At 61.9% G+C, this 19,754-nt stretch carries 16 protein-coding genes and 1 tRNA gene; 4 read left to right on the top strand and 13 right to left on the bottom strand.

Annotated features, from left to right (window positions below):
• Nucleotides 1-30: 30 nt before the first annotated feature.
• The 6 genes from LY631_RS06795 to ehuB all read right to left on the bottom strand — a co-directional run bounded on the left by LY631_RS06795 (nt 31) and on the right by ehuB (nt 5,190).
• On the bottom strand, nt 31-1,020 hold the full coding sequence (locus LY631_RS06795; RefSeq protein WP_274424383.1) for a cyclodeaminase: 990 nt from the start codon (nt 1,018-1,020) through the stop codon (nt 31-33).
• Nucleotides 1,010-2,029 (bottom strand): hydroxyectoine utilization dehydratase EutB, encoded by a 1,020-nt coding sequence (eutB, locus tag LY631_RS06790; RefSeq protein ID WP_274424382.1) that lies wholly within the window; start codon nt 2,027-2,029, stop codon nt 1,010-1,012. The genes LY631_RS06795 and eutB overlap by 11 nt, the downstream gene beginning before the upstream one ends.
• Complete coding sequence (gene ehuA / locus LY631_RS06785) at nt 2,029-2,805, bottom strand: ectoine/hydroxyectoine ABC transporter ATP-binding protein EhuA (RefSeq protein ID WP_274424381.1); 777 nt, start codon at nt 2,803-2,805, stop codon at nt 2,029-2,031. Before ehuA ends, eutB begins: the two co-directional genes overlap by 1 nt.
• Nucleotides 2,802-3,479: an ectoine/hydroxyectoine ABC transporter permease subunit EhuD gene (gene ehuD / locus LY631_RS06780; RefSeq protein ID WP_274424379.1), complete on the bottom strand. Its 678-nt coding sequence runs from the start codon at nt 3,477-3,479 to the stop codon at nt 2,802-2,804. Before ehuD ends, ehuA begins: the two co-directional genes overlap by 4 nt.
• Nucleotide 3,480: 1 nt before the next feature.
• Nucleotides 3,481-4,203, bottom strand: coding sequence for an ectoine/hydroxyectoine ABC transporter permease subunit EhuC (gene ehuC / locus LY631_RS06775; RefSeq protein WP_274424378.1), 723 nt, complete (start codon nt 4,201-4,203; stop codon nt 3,481-3,483).
• A gap of 129 nt (nt 4,204-4,332) precedes the next feature.
• On the bottom strand, nt 4,333-5,190 hold the full coding sequence (gene ehuB, locus LY631_RS06770) for an ectoine/hydroxyectoine ABC transporter substrate-binding protein EhuB (RefSeq protein ID WP_274424377.1): 858 nt from the start codon (nt 5,188-5,190) through the stop codon (nt 4,333-4,335).
• A 216-nt stretch (nt 5,191-5,406) separates the two neighbouring features.
• On the opposite strand from ehuB, the gene LY631_RS06765 reads away from it, so the two are divergent.
• On the top strand, nt 5,407-6,597 hold the full coding sequence (locus LY631_RS06765; RefSeq protein ID WP_274424376.1) for a M24 family metallopeptidase: 1,191 nt from the start codon (nt 5,407-5,409) through the stop codon (nt 6,595-6,597).
• Between the two features lie 5 nt (nt 6,598-6,602).
• Entirely contained in the window at nt 6,603-7,760 is a 1,158-nt protein-coding gene (gene argE, locus LY631_RS06760) for an acetylornithine deacetylase (protein ID WP_274424375.1), read from the top strand.
• Nucleotides 7,761-7,845: 85 nt separating this feature from the next.
• Here argE and LY631_RS06755 read toward each other — a convergent pair whose 3' ends face one another.
• The gene (locus LY631_RS06755) at nt 7,846-10,212 is read right to left on the bottom strand and encodes an aldehyde dehydrogenase family protein (RefSeq protein WP_274424374.1); all 2,367 of its coding nucleotides are present in this window, start codon (nt 10,210-10,212) and stop codon (nt 7,846-7,848) included.
• A 12-nt stretch (nt 10,213-10,224) separates the two neighbouring features.
• Nucleotides 10,225-11,289: a deoxyribose-phosphate aldolase gene (gene deoC, locus LY631_RS06750; protein ID WP_445082847.1), complete on the bottom strand. Its 1,065-nt coding sequence runs from the start codon at nt 11,287-11,289 to the stop codon at nt 10,225-10,227.
• A 212-nt stretch (nt 11,290-11,501) separates the two neighbouring features.
• Here deoC and LY631_RS06745 point away from each other — a divergent pair, with 212 nt between their 5' ends.
• Nucleotides 11,502-13,988: a heavy metal translocating P-type ATPase gene (locus tag LY631_RS06745; protein WP_274424373.1), complete on the top strand. Its 2,487-nt coding sequence runs from the start codon at nt 11,502-11,504 to the stop codon at nt 13,986-13,988.
• A gap of 185 nt (nt 13,989-14,173) precedes the next feature.
• Nucleotides 14,174-14,752 carry a sigma-70 family RNA polymerase sigma factor gene (locus LY631_RS06740; RefSeq protein WP_274424372.1) on the top strand — a complete coding sequence of 193 codons (579 nt, stop codon included), beginning with the start codon at nt 14,174-14,176 and terminating at the stop codon, nt 14,750-14,752.
• A gap of 364 nt (nt 14,753-15,116) precedes the next feature.
• Here the strand turns inward: LY631_RS06740 and radC are convergent, their stop codons facing one another.
• The 5 genes from radC to LY631_RS06715 form a co-directional block, all read right to left on the bottom strand.
• Nucleotides 15,117-15,887, bottom strand: coding sequence for a RadC family protein (gene radC / locus LY631_RS06735; RefSeq protein WP_274424371.1), 771 nt, complete (start codon nt 15,885-15,887; stop codon nt 15,117-15,119).
• Nucleotides 15,888-15,919: 32 nt separating this feature from the next.
• Nucleotides 15,920-16,747 carry a type I methionyl aminopeptidase gene (gene map, locus LY631_RS06730; RefSeq protein ID WP_274424370.1) on the bottom strand — a complete coding sequence of 276 codons (828 nt, stop codon included), beginning with the start codon at nt 16,745-16,747 and terminating at the stop codon, nt 15,920-15,922.
• A 4-nt stretch (nt 16,748-16,751) separates the two neighbouring features.
• The gene (gene sfsA, locus LY631_RS06725) at nt 16,752-17,453 is read right to left on the bottom strand and encodes a DNA/RNA nuclease SfsA (protein WP_274424369.1); all 702 of its coding nucleotides are present in this window, start codon (nt 17,451-17,453) and stop codon (nt 16,752-16,754) included.
• 177 nt (nt 17,454-17,630) lie between these two features.
• Entirely contained in the window at nt 17,631-19,391 is a 1,761-nt protein-coding gene (gene ggt, locus LY631_RS06720; RefSeq protein WP_274424368.1) for a gamma-glutamyltransferase, read from the bottom strand.
• 241 nt (nt 19,392-19,632) lie between these two features.
• Nucleotides 19,633-19,708 (bottom strand) — tRNA-Glu (locus LY631_RS06715).
• Nucleotides 19,709-19,754 lie beyond the last annotated feature (46 nt).

Below are 19,754 nucleotides of genomic sequence, written 5' to 3'. Positions count from 1 at the left end.
GCTGAAGGGGGCGCGGCAGCGCTGCCAATATCAACTTTTCGTGATCGAGCCGGCGCCCGCTTCCCTAGCCGTAGAAAGCGCGAAGGTGGCGATTGCCGTATCCTGGGCGCCGGTGCCCGTCAAGTCGCATAGGGTGACCTGATCGGCGTCGACGCGGCCTTGCTTGCCCTGGACAATCTCGCCAAGCTCGGTCGGCTTTGCCCCGGTCCATACCCCCGCGTGAACGGCAGAGCGCAACTCCCCAAGCTTTTCGCACTGGCTCACACGGTCAGCCACATAGAGATCGGCATCGACCAGTGCTCGCGGCTCGATCTCGTTCTTTCCCTCCTGGTCGGAGCCCATGGCCGTCACATGCAGGCCGGGATGTAGCCATTCTGCCTTGAAGATCGGCTCTTCCGCGGGTGTCGTGGTAACAACGAGCTGGCTTTCCGCCACAAGCCGGGCCGGATCGCTCTCTGCGCTCGCTTCGATGCCGAGCTTCACAGCAATATCATTGGCGCAAGCCTGTGCTTTTTCCGGATTACGGCCCCAGACGAGGACCCGCTCGAACGGGCGTACCAGATGGGCAGCCTCAATCTGAAGGCGCGCCTGCACGCCGGTTCCCATAACGCCGGCCGTCTCCACCTTCTGGGGCGCCAGATGTTTGGCGGCGACGGCGCCCGCAGCGGCCGTGCGCACGTCCGTAAGGTATCCGTTGTCGAGCAGCACGGCCTGGACCAGCCCGGTTTTTGCCGAGAAGAGGATCATCAGGCCATTGAGGCTCGGCAGTCCGATCTTCGGATTGTCGAAAAACCCCGGGCTGACCTTTATCGCAAAGCCTTCGAAACCGGGAATATAGGCCGTCTTCACGTCCACCTCGCCATTCGCTTCGGCAATGGCCATCGAAAGAATAGGCGGCATGATGACCTTCCCGGTGCCGAGCGCGGCAAATGCCTGCTCGACCGTTTCAACCACCTGAGTGTCGAGATGAACGGCCTTGCGCAATTCGGTTTCGGTCAGGATAAGAATATCATGCGACATAGGCGGCGCCTTTGAGCAGGTAATCTCCAAGTTGAACGTCACGCCCGTTCACGATGTCGGTGTAGACGGCCATATCCACATTGCGTCCGGTGATGATGGTGGCAAGCGGACCTTTGACCACCCCCAGCTTTCCGGCCATCAGGGCCGCGGCACCGACAGCGCTCGCGCCCTCGCAGACGATGCGGTCCTCGTAATAATGGGCCTGCATGGCGCGGTAGATCTCCTCCTCGGTCACGAGTACCACGTCGTCCAGGCAGTCGCGACACAACGAGAAGGAATAGCGGTTGTCAACGCCGATGCCGCCTCCCAGAGAGTCGGCCAGACTTTCCACCTCGGTCACTTCCGCCGGCCGGCCGGCCTGCAGCGCGGCATGCATGGCGGCCCCCCGATCCATGGTGATGCCGATGACGCGGATAGATGGTTTGATGCGTTTCAGCGCAAACGCGACGCCGCCGGCCAGTCCACCGCCCGACAGCGGAATGAGGACTGTTTCCAAATCCGGCCTCTGCTCCATCAGTTCCAGTCCGATAGTTCCCTGGCCGGCGATAACGGGCAGGGCATCGAAAGGCGCGATCTCCGTCAGGCCTTCCTCCCGCACCAGCCTCTCGCTTTCCGCCTGCGCCTCGTCCTGGCTCTTGCCGGCGATGCACACTTCCGCGCCGAGCGCGCGGATGCCCTCCACCTTTGCCTTCGGTACCAGCGTGGACATGCAGATGACGGCACGTAGGCCTCGCTTTGCCGCGGCATACGCCACTCCGCGTCCGTGATTGCCGGTGGAGCAGCAGGTTACTCCCTCCGTCTCCGGCGGCAGCAGCGCAACTGCATTTGCCGCGCCACGCAGCTTGAAGGCGCCGGTGGCCTGGGCAATCTCCAGCTTCAGGAAAACATCCCTGCCGGCGACCTCGCTCAGAAAGGGGGAGGGGACGAGCGGTGTGTCAAGGGTGGCTACACCTTCCATCCTTCGGCGAGCGTCCAGGATATCGGCTAGCGCCAGCGCGGTCGTCGCCATCAGCTTGCCTCCAGAACGGCGCTCAGGAACTGCCGTGTGCGTTCCTCTTTGGGATTGCTGAAGATTTCACTCGGCTTGCCCGACTCGGCGATTTTACCACCATAGAAAAAGCAGACGCGGTCGGCAAATTCGCGCGCGAAACCCATTTGGTGCGTGACCATCAACATGGTCAGGTTGTGTTCCGTGCCCAACTTGCGGATGACGTTCAAAACTTCGCCGACAAGCTCCGGGTCGAGCGCGGAGGTCACCTCGTCGAACAACATTACCTTGGGACGCATGGCAAGGGCCCGCGCGATCGCCACGCGTTGCTGCTGGCCGCCGGAAAGCTGGCTGGGATACTGGTCCTTCTTGTCGCCGAGCCCCACCATGTCGAGAAGCTCCGCCGCGCGGTCGGCCGCCTCCTGCTTGGAAAGGCCCAGGACGTGGATCGGCGCCTCCATGCAGTTCTTCATTGCCGACATGTGGGGGAAAAGATTGAAGTGCTGAAACACCATGCCGACATTGCCGCGCACACGGCGCAGATGGCGTTCGTTGGCGGGGACCAGCTTGCCGTTCCGCTCCATATGCGTCATGGGCTCGCCGTCGACATAGATAATGCCTTCGTTAATGCGCTCGAGCGTCATCAGCATACGCAGCACGGTCGTCTTGCCGGAGCCCGAGGGGCCGATAATGGCGACCTTCTCGTTCGACGCTATGTCGAGATTAAGCGAATCGAGAACGGTCAGCGATCCATAGCGCTTGGTGACGTTGTCGAACTTGACCATCGGAGTGGTCATCGCGCGCCTCCGGGGTTTCGCAGGGTGCGGTTCAGGTAGGCTTCTACCTGGCGGATGCCGGCGGCCGCCACGATGCTCATAACAAGGAAGAATCCGCCCACGAGCGTCATCGGCTCAACATAGCGAAAATTCTCCGAGCCGAGAATTTTCGCAGTTTGCATCAATTCCAGGACTGCAATGGCCGAAAGCAGCGGCGTCTCCTTGAACAGCGCCACGAGATAATTGCCCAGCGCAGGAATAACCGGCGGGATCGCCTGGGGAATGATAATGTCACGGAACGTGATGTAGGGGCTCAGATTGAGGGCGATCGAAGCCTCCCACTGGCCTCTTGGAATGTTTTCCAGCCCGGCGCGATAAACCTCCGAGCAATAGGTGCCATAGTGCAGCCCGAGGGCGATCACGCCTGCCACCATGGCCGGCAGTACGATGCCGAATTCGGGAAAGACGAAGAAGACAAAGAAAATCTGGATCAGCACCGGTGTGGAGCGGATGAACTCCACAAACCCCGCCGTTGGAATGGAAATCCAGTTTGACCGCGACATGCGTAGGATGGCGAAGATCAGCCCGAGAACAGCAGCGAGGACGAAGCCCAATAGTGTTGCCTGAACGGTCACAATGGAGGCGCGCAGGAGCGCCGGCATGATCTCCCAGACGTAGTTCCAGTCCCAGAGCATATTACCTCCCCCGCGCGATGCCACGGGCGGCAAAGGTTTCCAGCGTGCGCATGCCCACCGTGATCAAAACTGAAAGAGCGAGGTAGACGATCAGCACGATGGTGAAGATTTCAACCGTGCGGAAGGTGATCTGGTTCATCTGCTGCGCCCTGAAGGTGAGATCGGAAATCGTAATCAGTGAAACCAGAGCCGTTGCCTTGAGGAGCTCGATAAACAGATTGCCCCAGGGCGGGATCATGGCGACAAAGGCCTGCGGCAGGATGATCCGCCGCAGAGACAGCGCCCGCGGCATGTTCAGGGCGACGGAGGCCTCCCACTGACCGCGCGGCACGGAATTGACCGCGCCGCGGATAACCTCCGCGCCATAAGCACCGATGTTCAGACCAAGGGCAACGATTGCCACCGTCATCGGGTCGAGAACTATGCCGAAGTGGGGGAGAACGAAAAACAACCAGAAGAGCTGCACGAGCGCCGACGTGCCGCGAAAGACCTCGATGTAAGCGACCGCGATCCAGCGGATCGGCCCGATGCCGTACATCTTCGCCATGGCCCCGAGAAGCGCCATGACGATCGCAACCACCGCGCCTCCTAGCGTGATCTGAATTGTGATCAAGCCACCTTCAAGGAGTCCGGGGATGAATTCGCGGAAGCCTGCGAAACTGGAAATGGCCAGTCCCGCTGTGAAGAAGATGATTGCACAGACCGCGAGCGGGCGAAGCTGCATCGCGTCTCCCCTCATTCATCGATGCGCTGAGCGTAAGCGCCGACCACCGCATCGTTCCCCATTCTCTGCAGGTGGCATCATTGCGGTATTAAAGCGCCGGCGCCGTTTGTCGGCGCCGGCCAGGCCGGTTCATTCGCCGGCGCAAAGCTCTTCCGTGGTTGCCGTCGGCAGGTAACCTTCGCCAAATCCGAACTCGGAGACGAGTTCGATGTGCTCCTCCGTGCCTATGAACTCCTGCAACTGCTCGTTAAAGGCTTCATAAAGCTCGGTGTCGTCGGGCCGGAAAGCGAAGCCGCCATGGCCCATGACCGATTGACCGGCGACCTCGGAGAAGGGTTCGGTGGATTCGACGCCGTCATTGTTCTCGGCCATGCGCTGAATGGAAAGCGCGGTCAATGCTGCAGCGTCGGCGCGTCCCGACCCAACCGCACTGACGAGGCTCGCCTGATCCGGAAGAATGATGATTTGATCATCGGGAATCCCGGCGTCCTCGGCATAGCCGCCCTCGACGGCGCCAGCCATGACGGCGAGCGTCAGATCGCTGTTGTCGGCGATGCTGCCGTAGTCGACGATGTTTTCCGGATTGCCTTCCTGAACGAGCAGGGCCTGGCCAATACCATAGGAGGGTTCTGAGAACTGCACCTGCTCGCAACGCTCTGGCGTAATGAACATGCCGGCGGCGATGATGTCGAAGCGTCCGGCCATGAGCCCGGGGATAAGCGAGCCGAACTCGGTCAATACGCCATCGACCTCCTCAATACCCATTCGCCCGAGAACGGCCTTGGCCACTTCGGGCGATTCCCCGGTCAGCGTGCCATCCGGTGTGGCGAAGCCGAAGGGGGCTTCATTGGCAAAACCCACGCGGATGTAGCCCTCTTCCTGGGCACGCTCCAGAGTGCTCTGGGCGTTGGCAGCCGTCGTAGTGGTGCCGAAGGATGCCGCGATAGCTGCGACCGCCACCATTCCTTTCAGAACCAGTTGCTTCATGGTTTCCTCCCAAGTTGGAGCTGAAAATTCGAATTGCTGGCTAAGAGCGCCTGATATATACAACATCACGTGCTTCATTCGGTTGTCAACGGCATTGCTAGCCCGTTCAATCGGAGGAAGTTCCCGAGTATTCTCGAAAATCAAGCAACTGTGCACAGATCGGTCGCTGTTTCGTGTGTCGAGGCGCCCGGGACTCAGCACGGTTCCGGAGGAAAGATGCCAGCATCTCAGTCTCAATTGCCTTTTACTGTCCAAGAGTATGCGAACCGGCTGGAAAAGACCCGCCAGGCCATGGAAGCCCAGGGGATGGATATTCTGTTCGTAGAAGACCCTTCCAGCATGGCTTGGCTCACCGGATATGACGGGTGGTCGTTCTACGTCCATCAGGGCGTGCTCGTCTTCAAGGATGACGATCCTATCTGGTGGGGGCGCTCCATGGACGGGAACGGCGCGATCCGCACCTGCTACATGGATGATGAGCGGGTCCTTCGCTATCCGGATCACTATATCCAGGCGAATGCCTTTCACCCCATGCAGAATCTTGCCGAGATCATCCGCGCGCACGGTTACGGCAACCAGCGGATCGGCGTGGAACTGGAGAATTATTACTTCTCGGCCAAGGCTTACCTGGTCCTCAAAGAAGAGCTTCCGGACGCCAAATTCATCGATGCAACGGGCCTGGTGAACTGGCAGCGCGCCGTGAAGTCCGACGAGGAACTGGCCTTCATGCGCCGGGCGGCACGCATCTCGGAAAAGATCATAGACGGCATTGTTGAGCGTATCGAACCGGGCGTGAAGAAGAACGACCTTGTGGCCGAAATCTATGCCGATGCCATTCGCGGCGTCGACGACGATTGGGGTGAGTACCCGGCCATCGTGCCGCTTCTGCCGACAGGTTCGGATGCGGCCGCGCCGCATCTGACCTGGGATGGGCGCCGCTTTGAAGAGGGCCATGCTACCTTCTTCGAAATCGCCGGCTGCTACCGCCGTTATCATGCACCTTTCTGCCGCACCATCTTTCTCGGTACGCCGCCGCAGTACATGCTGGAAGCGGAGAAAGCTTTGGTCGAAGGAATCGAGGCCGGTCTGGAAGCCGCACGGCCGGGCAATCGCGCCGGCGATGTGGCCGATGCGCTTTACTGTGCTTTGGAGAGGGCCGGCATCAAGCGCGATGGGCGCTGCGGCTATTCCATCGGTATCTCCTACCCGCCGGACTGGGGCGAGCGCACCATTTCCTTGCGCCGGGAAGATGAAACCGTACTGGAGCCGGGCATGACCTTTCACTTCATGCCGGGTCTGTGGATGGCCGATTGGGGGCTGGAAATCACCGAGAGCATCCTGATCAAGGAAGAAGGGCCGGCCGAGACCTTGTGCAAGCGCCCGCGCGAACTGATCGTGAAGGATTAAGGTCAGTGTCCAACATCCTCCGAGCCCGGAATATTCTCTCCGATTTGGTGGCGTTCCCCACGGTCTCGGCAGAGAGCAACCTAGAACTCATCGCCTATGCCGGCGAGATCCTGAGCGGGGCTGGTGCCCGTCTCTCCATGCATCATGACGAGACGGGCACGAAGGCCAATCTGTTCGCCACACTGGGACCGGAGGGGGACGGCGGTATTGTGCTTTCCGGCCACACTGACGTCGTCCCCGCCGAGGAGCAGGATTGGACGAGCGATCCGTTCATCCTGCGCGAGGCGGAAGGACGACTCTACGGGCGCGGGACGTGCGATATGAAAGGTTATATCGCCTGCTGTCTCGCCATGGCCGAGCAATTCGCCGAGCAACCGCTGAAACGGCCGCTTCATTTCGCCTTCACCTACGACGAGGAGGTGGGTTGCTTCGGGGCGCGTGCGTTAGTGGAGTATCTGGCGCGGGCGGAAATCCGCCCCGCTGCTGCCATCATCGGGGAGCCGACGCTGATGCGCATCATTGAGGGCCACAAAGGTTGCTATGAGTACACGACCGAGTTTCGCGGGCTGGAGGGGCACGGGTCCGACCCAGACCGTGGCGTGAACGCGATTCAATATGCGGTGCGCTATATAGGCCGCCTCATGGCACTCGCCGAGGATTTGAAGGAGCGTGCACCCGCGAGCAGTCCGTTTCAGCCGCCCTGGACGACGCTTCAAGTCGGTCGGATTGAAGGGGGCGCTGCGCGCAATGTCATCGCCAACCACTGCTCCGTGGAGTGGGAAATGCGCCCGGTTCAGGCAAGCGATGCGGATTTCGTGAAGGAAAACATCCTGGCCTATATCGACGAGGTGCTCAAACCCGCGATGCGAGCGGTTTGGGGGGAGGCCGATGTCGTCACCCATACGGTCGGAGAGGTCGAGGGTCTGGAGCCGGTTGCCGAATCCGAAGCCGGGCGCATCGTCTCGGAACTGACGGGCCTCTCAGAGGCCGAAGTCGTCGCCTTCGGCACGGAAGCCGGGCTGTTCCAGAGCGCCGGCATTTCCGCCGTCATCTGCGGGCCCGGTTCGATTGAGCAGGCCCACAAGGTGGACGAATTCGTCTCCATCGAGCAGCTTTCCGCCTGCCTCGGCATGCTGGAGCGGCTGGTTCCCAAGCTGAGGTGAGGGTTCCGGGCCCGAGCTTAAAGCGTTGGTACGCGCCCGGCGTTTATGGATGGCCGCCCGGCGCCCACCCAAAGGTTTTGTCGCCTCAGTCCCCGTACGGTATCCAGACGTTTTTGATCTCCACTGCGCGGCGCAAGAAATCGTCCACCAGTTTATCATTCCCGGTCCAATCCACCGCCCGGCCGGCGTTGGTCCACACGCGCTTCAGATTGCCAGCGGATTCGCGCTCGACCGTCGCAGAAAGCTCGGCCTCGCCAATGCACCAGAGACCATCCACGTCGTCGTGTTTAGCCAGCACGGCGCCAAGCTCGGCACTATCGCCGGTGACGATGTTGACGCTGCCGGCCGGCAAGTCCGAGGTCTCGATCACTTGATAGAGGTCCGTCGCAATCAGCGGATAGCGCTGCGATGGCACGGCAACGACCGCATTGCCCATGGCGAGGGCAGGGGCCAACATGGTGATGAGCGCCAGCAATGGGGCTTCGTCCGGCGCAACCACACCCATGACGCCGACCGGGTCGTTGAGCGCCAGCGTGACAGTTCGCATGGGCGGCTGGTGGACGCGACCTTCATATTTATCTGCCATGCCGGCCGCAGCAAACAGACGCTCTATGGAAAGCTCGACTTCCGCCTGTGCGGCCTTCGGTTTGGCCCCGGTGAGGCTTGCGAGGCGTCCAGCGAACTCCTCCGCGCGAACGGAAAGGTTCTCGCCGAAATAATAGAGCACCTGCGCCCGATTATAGGCCGTGGCCTGCGCCCATTTGCTGGCGCGGGCAGAACTCACCGCGTTGCGGATGTCCTTGCGGTTGCCCGCGCCCACTTCGCCCAGAACCTTTCCCTTGGGATCAGTAACGGCGAGTGCATAGTTGCCGTCGGGCCGCGTCTGCTTGCCGCTGATGAAGAGCTTCGGCGTGCGGTCGATAACGCCGCTTCCGCCTGCTTCGCTGTCGGCCTCCGGCATCGGCAGCGATTTATAGGCGGCCTTCTTCTCCGGCTTCTTCAGATACTCGTAGAGCCCCTCATGTCCGCCTTCGCGGCCGAACCCACTCTCACGGTAGCCGCCGAAGCCGGCGGACGCGTCAAACATATTCGTGCCGTTGATCCAGATCACGCCAGCTTTAAGTTGCGGCGCTACATGGAGCGTGCGGTTGACGTTTTCGCTCCAGACCGAGGCGGCGAGGCCATAGCGCGTGTTGTTGGCAAGCGCGATTCCTTCTTCCTGCGTGCGGAAGGTCATGGTCGCCAGAACCGGGCCGAATACTTCTTCCTGAGCGAGTATGTTGGCGGGCGAAACATCCGTGGCGAGTGTGGGCAGGTGAAAGTAGCCTTCCTGTGGCAGGTCGCTGGCCGGCTGCCAGCATTCAGCGCCCTGGCGCGCGCCTTCGGCTATCATGCTCTCCACGCGCTCAAGCTGGCTTGGCGCAATCAGCGGGCCGATATCGGTGTTCTTGTCGAGAGGATCGCCCAGACGCAGATGGCCCATGCGCGCCTTCACCTTGGCGATGAAGGTTTCGGCCACGCTTTCCTGCACCAGAAGGCGAGAGCCGGCGCAGCAGACCTGGCCCTGGTTGAACCAGATGCCGTCCACCAGCCCTTCCACGGCGCTGTCGAGATCGGCATCCTCGAACACCATGAAAGCCGATTTGCCGCCGAGTTCCAGCGAAAGTTTCTTGCCCGTGCCGGCGGTCGCGCTGCGAATGATCTTGCCCACGTCGGACGAGCCGGTGAAGGCGATCTTATCTATGTCCGGGTGCTCGACAATGGCGGCGCCCGTTTCGCCGCCGCCTTGGACGATGTTGACGACGCCCTTCGGCACGCCTGCGCGGCCACATATCTCGGCGAAGAGAATGGCCGTCAACGGCGTGAACTCCGCCGGTTTCAGCACCACCGTGCAGCCGGTTGCCAGCGCGGGCGCGATCTTCCAGGCTAGCATCAGAAGCGGGAAATTCCACGGGATGATCTGCCCGGCGACACCCGCCGCTTCATAGCCCGGGTAGGCCTTTTCCAGGGTCTGCGCCCAGCCGGCGTGATGGATAAAATGGCGTGCGGCGAGGGGCACGTCGATATCGCGGCTCTCGCGGATCGGCTTGCCGTTATCGATGGATTCCAGCACCGCAAAGAGACGGGCGTGGCGCTGCATGGCCCGGCCGATCGCGTAGAGAATGCGAGCACGCTCATAGCCGGAAGCCTTTTGCCAGGCGGGCAGGGCCTTGCGCGCGGCCTTGACGGCGGCTCCGATGTCCTCTGCGCCGGCATCCGACACATCCGCCAAAGGCTTGCCCGTGGCCGGCTCTACGACGGAGAAGGTTGCTCCGGAGGCTGCTGACCGCCACTCGCCGCCGATGAAAAGCGCTTTCGAAAAGTTATGGGATTTCAGCCAGGCATCGGCTTCGGCACGCGATTCCGGTGCAGGGCCGTAATCCATGGCCGCATATCGTTCTAGGATGTTCACGGTCTTCTCCGACTATGCCATGGCGTGGCGGTGGGCGGCGGAATAGCGCCCGGTCAGGTGATGCTCGAGCTGGCGCTCTATATCGGTCAGCAGGCTGGACGCGCCGAAGCGGAAGAGGTCGGGTTCCAGCCAGCGCCGGCCCAACTCCTCGCGCATGAGGATCAGCCATTCGAGCGCTGTCTTGGCCGTCGAGATGCCGCCGGCCGGCTTGAAGCCGATATGGATGCCGGTGCGCTCGTGATAGGCGCGGATGGTGCGCACCATGGCGAGACCCACGGGCAGGGTGGCGTTCACACTTTCCTTGCCGGTCGAGGTCTTGATGAAGTCGGCTCCCGCCATCATGGCCACCATTGAGGCAAGCGTGACATTGCGCAGCGTCGAGAGATCGCCCGTACCCAGAATGACCTTCAGATGCGCCTTGCCACAGGCTTCGCGGAAGCGTGTGATCTCGTCATAGAGACGTTCCCACTGTGCGCCGAGCACCAGACCGCGCGGGATGACCACGTCGATCTCGTCTGCGCCGTCAGCGACTGATGCCTCTATTTCACTGATACGCGTTTCCAGCGGCGCAAGGCCGTGCGGAAAAGCGGTCGAGACCGCGGCTACGTGGATATCCGTGCCCTTCAGCGCCTTCACGGCTGTCGCGACAAAAGGTTGGTAGACGCAGACGGCGGCAGGGCGAATGTCTGCCTCCTCGATGTTGAGCCCCACGACAAGATCGGCCCGCAACGGATCGCGCGCCTTCGCGCAGAGCCGGCGCACACGCTCTTGTGTGTCGTCGCTTGAAAGCGTGGTCAGGTCCATGACGGCAATGGCCCGCAAAAGCCAGGCTGCCTGATGATCCTTCTTGATCGAGCGGCGTTTGGTGAGGGTCGCGGCACGGCGTTCCAGCGCACTGCGGTTGACGTGGCGCATGGCTTCCAGCCAGCCGAGGTCGAGCGGCATGCCTGGATTGCGCGCAAGGGATCCGTTTGCCGAGCTCGGAGACTCCCGCGTATGCACCGGGCCGGCTTTGCCCGGCCAGGGGTGTACGCTGGCACCACCAGCCGAATAGGGTTCCGTCGTCTCGCCGCTCATAGGCATCGCTCAGGTCTTGGACCGTATCAAATGAAGTTCGGGAATGCCACCGTGCTCCGTCTGGTCGGTCATCGCATCAGGAACCAATATTTCACCACACGGCCTTTCATACAAGCGTGCGATGACCAATTGTCGAGAGCAATGGAGACTTGACCTTCCAGTAACTGGAACCTCTATCTCAGATGGCGACACGACTCTCTGGAGACACACGAATGAAACATGATGCGCACAGCCATCGCAGCCAGTCGGAGCCCCCAGCGGGCCAGGAGAAGGTCGTCCGGGATCCCGTCTGCGGCATGACGGTCGATCCGGCCAGCGATAAGCCGAGCATGGATTATGGCGACCACACTTATCACTTCTGCAGCCAGTCCTGCCGGGATCGCTTCGCCAAAGAGCCCGAGGTCTTTCTTACGGCCAAGGATCCGGTCTGCGGGATGAATGTGGATCGTGCCACGGCGCGGTATTTTTCCCGCCATGAAGGGCAGGGCTACTATTTCTGCTCTGAAGGATGCGAGAACAAGTTCGACGCCGATCCCGATGCGTATCTCGGTGACCAGCCGCCGCCAGCGGCCATGCCCGAGGGAACGCAGTACACTTGCCCAATGCATCCCGAGATCGTTGCCGACGAGCCGGGAAGCTGCCCCATTTGCGGCATGGCGCTGGAGCCGATGGGCGTGCCGACAGGCGATGAAGGGCCCAATCCGGAATTGATCGACTTCACGCGCCGGCTCTGGGTTAGCGCGGTCCTGGCGATCCCGATTTTGATAGTATCGATGGGATCGATGCTCGGCCTGCCGGTGCGCGGCTGGCTTGGCGAGCGTCTGGCCAACTGGGTGGAACTTGTTCTGGCCACGCCCGTGGTGCTTTGGGCCGCCGCACCTTTCTTCCAACGCGGATGGCAGTCGATCGTCAACCGCAGTCCCAATATGTGGACGCTGATCGCGATTGGTGTCGGGGCGGCGTTTGGTTATAGCGTCGTCGCGACATTCGTGCCGGAAGCCTTTCCGTCGGCTTTCCGCACCCATGGCGGTGCTGTGCCGGTTTATTTCGAGGCAGCGGCAGTCATCGTCGCGCTCGTTTTCCTGGGGCAGGTGCTGGAACTCAGGGCGCGCGCCCGCACGGGCTCCGCGATCCGCGCTCTTCTCGACCTTTCGCCCAAGACCGCGCGGCGGATCAGTGCCGACGGCTCGGAAGCCGACGTTCCGCTGGAAGAGGTGCAGGTTGGCGATCGTTTGCGGGTGCGACCGGGCGACTCCATTCCGGTCGATGGTGTTGTGGAGGAGGGGAGTTCGCTACTCGATGAATCCATGATTTCGGGCGAGGCCGTACCAGTCGAAAAGCAGGGAGGGGACGGTCTTACCGGCGGGACACTCAACAAGAACGGCACCCTCATCATGCGGGCGGAGAAGGTCGGCAGCGACACGATGCTGTCGCGCATCGTCGAGATGGTTGCGGCAGCCCAGCGCTCCCGCGCGCCGATCCAGGGGCTGGCCGATAAGGTTGCCTCCTATTTCGTGCCAACCGTGGTGCTGGTCGCCGTTGTCGCGTTCATTGTCTGGGCGATCTTCGGCCCGGCACCCAGTATGATTTTCGCTATCGTCTCGGCGGTATCGGTTCTCATCATCGCCTGTCCCTGCGCCCTGGGCCTGGCGACACCAATGTCGATCATGACAGCGACCGGGCGCGGCGCGCAGGCGGGCGTGCTGATCCGCGACGCGGAGGCGCTGGAGCGCTTTGCCCGAGTCGATACGCTGGTGGTCGACAAGACTGGCACGCTGACCGAAGGACGTCCTAAGCTGACCGATGTGGTCGTTGCTCAGGGCCTCGACCGCGCAGAGCTTTTGTCGCTTACGGCAAGCCTGGAGCGCGGCTCGGAGCATCCGCTGGCCGAAGCCATCGTCGAAGGCGCGGAGGCAGAAGGCGTCAAGCTTTCGTCGGCGAGCGATTTCGAGGCCGTAACCGGCAAGGGTGTCTCCGGCACGGTTTCCGGCAAGCGCGTGGCACTCGGCAACGCGGCCATGATGAAGGAGCTCGGCATCAAGGAAGGCGAACTCGGCAGTGAGGCCGAAAAGCTTCAGGCCGAAGGCAAGACCGCCATCTTCGTCGCGCTCGAAGGCAAGCTCGCCGGTGTTGTCGCCGTAGCCGATCCGATCAAGGAGACGACGGCGGATGCCATCCGGGCGCTGCATGCGCTGGACCTCACCATCATCATGGCAACGGGCGACAATGAGCGCACCGCGCGCGCCGTTGCCGAGAAGCTGGGGATCGATGATGTGCGGGCCGACGTCCTGCCGGAAGACAAGAAGACACTGGTGGACGAACTGCACGGCAAGGGGGCCAAAGTGGCCATGGCGGGCGACGGTATTAACGACGCGCCTGCATTGGCCGCTGCCGATGTCGGCATTGCCATGGGTACGGGGGCCGATGTGGCTGTGGAAAGCGCCGGGATCACGCTCGTGAAAGGTGATCTGACGGGCATTGTCCGGGCGCGGAAGCTCGCGAAGGCGTCGATCCGCAACATCAAGCAGAACCTCTTCTTCGCCTTCGTCTACAACGCGCTAGGCGTGCCGATCGCCGCGGGCGTCCTTTATCCGGTCTTCGGCGTGCTGCTTTCGCCAATGGTCGCTGCAGCCGCCATGAGCTTGTCTTCGGTGTCCGTCATCGGCAATTCGCTGCGCTTGCGGAACATCAAGCTGTAAATTTCCTGCACAGCGCAGCATAAAAGCCGGGAGCGGCAAGTGTCGCTCCCGGCTATCCCAATTCTTGCGGCGGTTCGCGCCCCTTTCTCTGCAACACACGATGCGGCTTTGGAACTCACCGCGCCATCGCGCATTAATCCACGCAAGCAGCCGAAACGTCTGGTCGCATGAGAAGGGATTTCGGAATGGCACCGTCCGCCCAATTGAGAGACAGCGCTCCGAGGCACCCCGGCTCCGAGATCGTCGACCTTATCCCCGCGCTACGTGCCTTTGCGAGGACCTTCTACCGGGACGCCAACGATGCTGACGACCTGGTACAGGAGACGCTCACAAAAGGCCTTTCTCACTTACACCAATTCGAAGTCGGGACGAGCATGAAGTCCTGGCTTTTTACTATCATGCGCAACACCTTCTACACGAAAATCAAGGTTTCGAAGCGCGAGGCGCCGGGGTCTGCCGACTGCGTATCGGCAAAACCCGTTGTCGGGGCCACCCAGGAATGGTCAGCGCGGGGTCTGGAGATCCACAGCGCCATCCAGCGCCTGCCCGAGCAGCAGAGGGAAGTCATGATGCTGATCGGGGTTCTGGGGATGAGCTACGAGGAGGCTGCCACGATCTGCAATTGCGCGATCGGCACGATCAAGAGCCGGCTCAACAGAGCCCGGCTACGGCTGTTGATGGAGCTCGGCGAGCAATCCAGCGTTTCCGCCGTTCAACGCGAAGAGGCGAGCCCCGGAAGCGACAGCGGCATTTCCTACGCCTGAGCAACCGACATAGCTGCGTGGCCTGCTTCACGTGTCGCGCTTTGGCACGTCACGTCCGGATATGACTATCCGTCTGTTTCCCTGCGGGACTCTGGTTCTTTGGCGATCTTGCCAATTTGATTCAGGGTTTCCACCCAAGCATCTGGTTTTTCGATGATCTTTCTGCTTCCGCCGGGAGCTGGCATGGTTCCTGCTTGTATCTGGCAGGGGCGGGGGGACACTAGCGCGCCCGGCAGAGGCGCGATAAAAACGGCCGGTCAGCCTTCCAATCATAATTAACGAGAGGCTGGCCGGTCTCCCACACGTCTTGCGTCAGCTTTACAGTTAGGTTTTGCCGCTGGTTATCCTGAATGCCGGTTTGCAGCTAAATCAGCTGCAGGCCCTTCATGCTCGCATGGCCGTTCTTGCCGATAATGATATGGTCATGGATCGTGATGCCCATCGGCTCGGCGGTGGAGATGATGGTCTTGGTCATTTCGATGTCGGCACGTGAGGGCGTGGGGTCGCCCGAAGGGTGGTTGTGCACCAGAATTATGGCGCTTGCCGAAAGCTCCAGCGCGCGGCGCACGATCTCGCGAGGGTAAACCGGCGTGTGGTCGACGGTGCCGACCTGCTGGCGTTCGTCGGTGATGAGGGCGTTCTTTTTATCAAGGAAGAGAATGCGGAACTGTTCGCGGTCCTCATAGGCCATGGTCGCGCGGCAATATTCCAGCACCTGCGACCACGAGGAGAGCACTTGTCGTCCGCGCACCTCCGCCTTCAGCATGCGCTGGGTGAGGGCGGCGATGAGCTTCAGGTCGCGCGCGGCGGCCTCGCCGATGCCGGGCACCTCGCGCAGCCTGCTTTCCGGCGCGCCAAGAACCTCGCCGATGGAGCCGAATTTCTCCAAAAGCGCCTTGGCAGGTGCCTTGGTATCGGCGCGCGGCACGGAGCGGAAAAGGAGCATCTCCAGAAGCTCATAATCGGAAAGAGCGTCGCTGCCGGCCTCGTCGAAGCGCTGGCGCAGCCGCTCCCGGTGACCTTCATAATGCTTTTTGCCGCCTTTGCTTGCTTTCTTCCCTATTTTCCGGCCGGGTTCCACCGCCGGCTGGACTGCGCCCTCGCCGAAAAAGCCGCGCTCGTCGTCTTCGGTCATGAACCGCCCCCCCGCCGGCCGCTGCCGAAAGTCTATGAACTCAGGCCCGGCCGATCCAGCCCAGCCGGCGACTGGGTGAATATCTCGCAGCCATTCTCCGTTACGCCGATTGAGTGCTCGTACTGCGCCGAGAGCGAGCGGTCGCGCGTCACTGCCGTCCAGCCGTCGGAAAGCACCTTCACGTGCGGGCGGCCCAGATTGATCATCGGCTCAATGGTGAAGATCATGCCCGGCCGCATCTCCACGCCTTCGTTGGGGCTGCCATAGTGGAGAATATTGGGCGCATCATGGAAAAGACGGCCCACCCCGTGGCCGCAGAAGTCACGCACCACCGAGCAGCGCTGGCCTTCAGCATAGTCCTGGATCGCCGCGCCGATTGCCCCGGTTCGTGCGCCGGGCTTGACGGCTGCAATGCCGAACATCAGGCACTCGTGCGTGACCTCCAGAAGCCGCTCGGCGGCGCGTTTGATCTGGCCAACCGGGTACATGCGACTGGAATCGCCATGCCAGCCGTCAATCACATAAGTCACATCGATGTTGACGATATCGCCGTTCTTCAACGGCTTCTCATCGGGTATCCCGTGGCAGACCACATGGTTGATAGATGTGCAGGTGGAGTGCGTATAGCCACGATAGTTCAGCGTGGCGGGAATGGCGCCGTTGTCCTGCCCGAACTCGAAAACGAAGCGGTCGATCTCTGCGGTCGTCACCCCGGGTTTTACGATCGAGGCCAGTTCGTCCAGGCAGCGCGCGGTAAGCTGCGATGCCTTGCGCATGCCTTCGAAATCTTGCTCGCTATAAAGGCGGATCTGGCCAGTGTTGCGCAGCGGCGCGGTATCGGCGTCAAGGTATGTAACCATTTCCTCAGAATTCCATTTCGATCAGGCGATCGGGGATGATTGCTTCAGCACTGATTTGGCACCCTAGCACGAAAGCTTCAACCCCGGCAGCCCGCGCTCGCGCGAATGTTTCCGCATAAACGGGATCGAGATCGGCGCAAAGACGAAAGCGGGCGCAATCGCCGCGCTGCACCACATAGACCATGACCGCCCGCGCGCCGGCCGCGCGCATGGCCACCAGTTCTTCTAGATGGCGCGCGCCGCGGTTCGTCACCGTGTCTGGAAATTCCGCCAGTCCCGTCTCGCGCATGTAATGCACGTTCTTCACCTCCACATAGGCTGGCGGACGCTCGGGGTGCTCCAGCAGGAAATCGATGCGCGAGCGCTCGCCGTAGCGCTGCTCCGGCTTCACGACCGGATAGGAGGCAAGATCGCTGACCAGGCCGCTGCGGATCGCCTCTGCCGCCAGCCGGTTAGGCAGGCCGGTGTTGATGCCGACCAGCGTGCCGTCCGCCTCGACCAGCTCCAGCGTGTGGGCGTATTTGCGCTTGGGGTTGGCCGATTTCGAAAGGAAGATGCGCGAGCCCGGCGCCGTCAGGCCGAGCATGGACCCGGTGTTGGGGACGGCGACAGTCAGCGCCGTGCCGTCGCCCAACGTCACATCGGCGAGAAAGCGCTTATAGCGGCGAACCAGTCGGGCTTCGATCAAGGGGGAGGGGAATTTCATGGGGCGCCAGATACCCGTCGGAGAACATGCAACAAGCTCGCGCGGTGCAAACGGACGCACGGCGAGCGTGCCTTCCTAGCGGGCCAGCATCTCCCGCGTCAAATCCCGGCGCCGCCCAGATGCTCCACAACGAGCCGCGCGGTCTGGCCCGCACGGCATCGTCTTCGAGCGCACCTGTCAGTCGCCGACAGCCACGCCCTCGCGGCGGGGATCGGCGGCGCCTTCCAGCCCGTCGGGTGTGAATGCCACGCCGTGCAAGCCCGAATTGAGATCGGTGATCTCGGTCTCGAAACCAAGTGCCTGAAGGTCGTCGGCGAAATCTTCGGCGGACGTGCCGGCTTCCAGATGGTAGGTGCCGAAGCGATTCGTCAGGTGGGGAAGCGAGATCGCCTCCTGAATGTTCATGTCCCAGTCGATCAGGGCAATGATGGTGTTTGCGACGTAGGGAATGATGTTGCTCCCGCCCGGTGAGCCGAGCGCGTATTCGGGTGCACCGTCATTCAGGATGATCGTCGGCGACATGGATGAGCGGGGGCGCTTCCCCGGTTCCACCCGGTTGGCAACCGCTTCTCCATCGCTTTCCGGCGAGAAGGAAAAATCGGTGAGCTCGTTGTTGAGCAGGAAACCGGCGGCCATCTGCCGCGAGCCGAAGCCGTTTTCTATCGTGGTCGTTATGGATGCGATGTTCCCTGCCTCGTCGACGATGACGAAATGGCTTGTGGAGGGCTGCTCGAGCTCTATGCCCGGCACTCGCAGTTCGGCCTTGTCCCAGGGCGGGGTGCCGGCTTTTACCTCCTCGTCCGGAAGAGCGGTCTGCCGGCGAATGAGCGCGGCACGGGTTTCCAGATAATCCTGGTTCAAAAGCCCCTTGGGCATGGAGACGAAGTCGCTATCGGCCATGTAGAGCCCGCGATCGGCAAAGGCCAGCCGCGTGGCGTCGCCGATAACGCGCCAACTCTCCGGATCGTCGGGCCCAAGGGTGGCGAGATCGAAATGGGAGACCATGCCGAGAATCTGGCCAACCGTCAGCGCGCCGGAGGAGGGCGGTCCCATCCCGCAAACATCCCGGTCCCGATAGGGCGCGCATACTGCCGGCCGCTCCTTTACCTCATAGGCGGCCAGATCTTCGAGGCTGAGAAGTCCTGGATTCTCCTCGTGGCCCTGGACGGCAGCCACGATCTTCTCGGCAACTTCACCGGTATAGAAAGCGTCGGCGCCACCCTGAGCGATCGCTTGCAGGGTATCGGCATACTCCGGATTTTTTAGCAGTGTACCGGTTGCAAGCGGCTCACCGGATTCGTCGTAGAAATACTCCCGCGCGGCAGCTTCCTGATCGAGCCTGCCGCGGTCCTCCTCGATGAGCATGTGCAGCCGCGGTGAGACTTCGAAGCCGTCAGTGGCCAGGTCGATGGCCGGCTGAAAGAGGCTCTCCCAGTCGAGATTGCCATGTCGCTCATGAAATTCTTCCATCAGCCGCACAACGCCGGGTGTACCAACCGAGCGGCCACCCACGACTGCCTCGAAAAAGCCCATCGGTTCGCCGCTTTCGTCCAGAAAGAGCTCCGGCGATGCTGCCATCGGGGCGGTTTCACGACCGTCGAACGTAGTGATTTCACCGCTCTCGGCATCGTACCAGACGAGAAAAGCGCCGCCGCCGAGGCCGGAGGATTGCGGTTCGACGAGGCCCAGAACGGTCTGGACGGTGACCAGAGCGTCAGCCGCGCTTCCGCCTTCGCGCAGGACTTCCAGCCCAGCTTCGGCCGCCAGCGGATTGGCCGCGGCCACCATCTGGCGCTCGGCCTCGACCAATGCATTTTCTTGCGTGCGGCTGGCCGCCTCCGGGGCCAGCGCGTCTGCGGCCTGCTGTGCCGCAGCGGGTGCCGAAAGCGCAGTCCCCGCGACGAGCGCTACCGCGCCGATCAGCTTCCATCTCGTCATGGCTTCACTCCTTGCTGCTGCCCGCCCGGATTGCCTCTGCCGGTCCGAAGAACCCTCGAGGAGCGTCACTTCGACATTCTCCACCGCGATCTTTCGATTCCCATGGAGCCACTATGCCACGGAGTTCCGAATCGGCAAACGAAAGGCGACCGAATGAAAGGCGGTGAATGATGCGGATTCTACGGAGAAATGGAGGAATTGCCCCCAGCATGAAAACCATTGCATAAGCATCTGATTTTCTTGGCACGCCCAACGGGACTCGAACCCGTGTTTCCGCCGTGAAAGGGCGGCGTCCTAGACCGCTAGACGATGGGCGCGTGCAAGACGAGGCGCCTTATAGTGACGTTCGGCCTCGGGGGCAAG

It is taken from the genome of Chelativorans sp. YIM 93263 (genome assembly GCF_028767125.1).
GTDB lineage: Bacteria > Pseudomonadota > Alphaproteobacteria > Rhizobiales > Rhizobiaceae > Chelativorans.
This window is presented reverse-complemented; position numbering and strand designations above follow the sequence as displayed.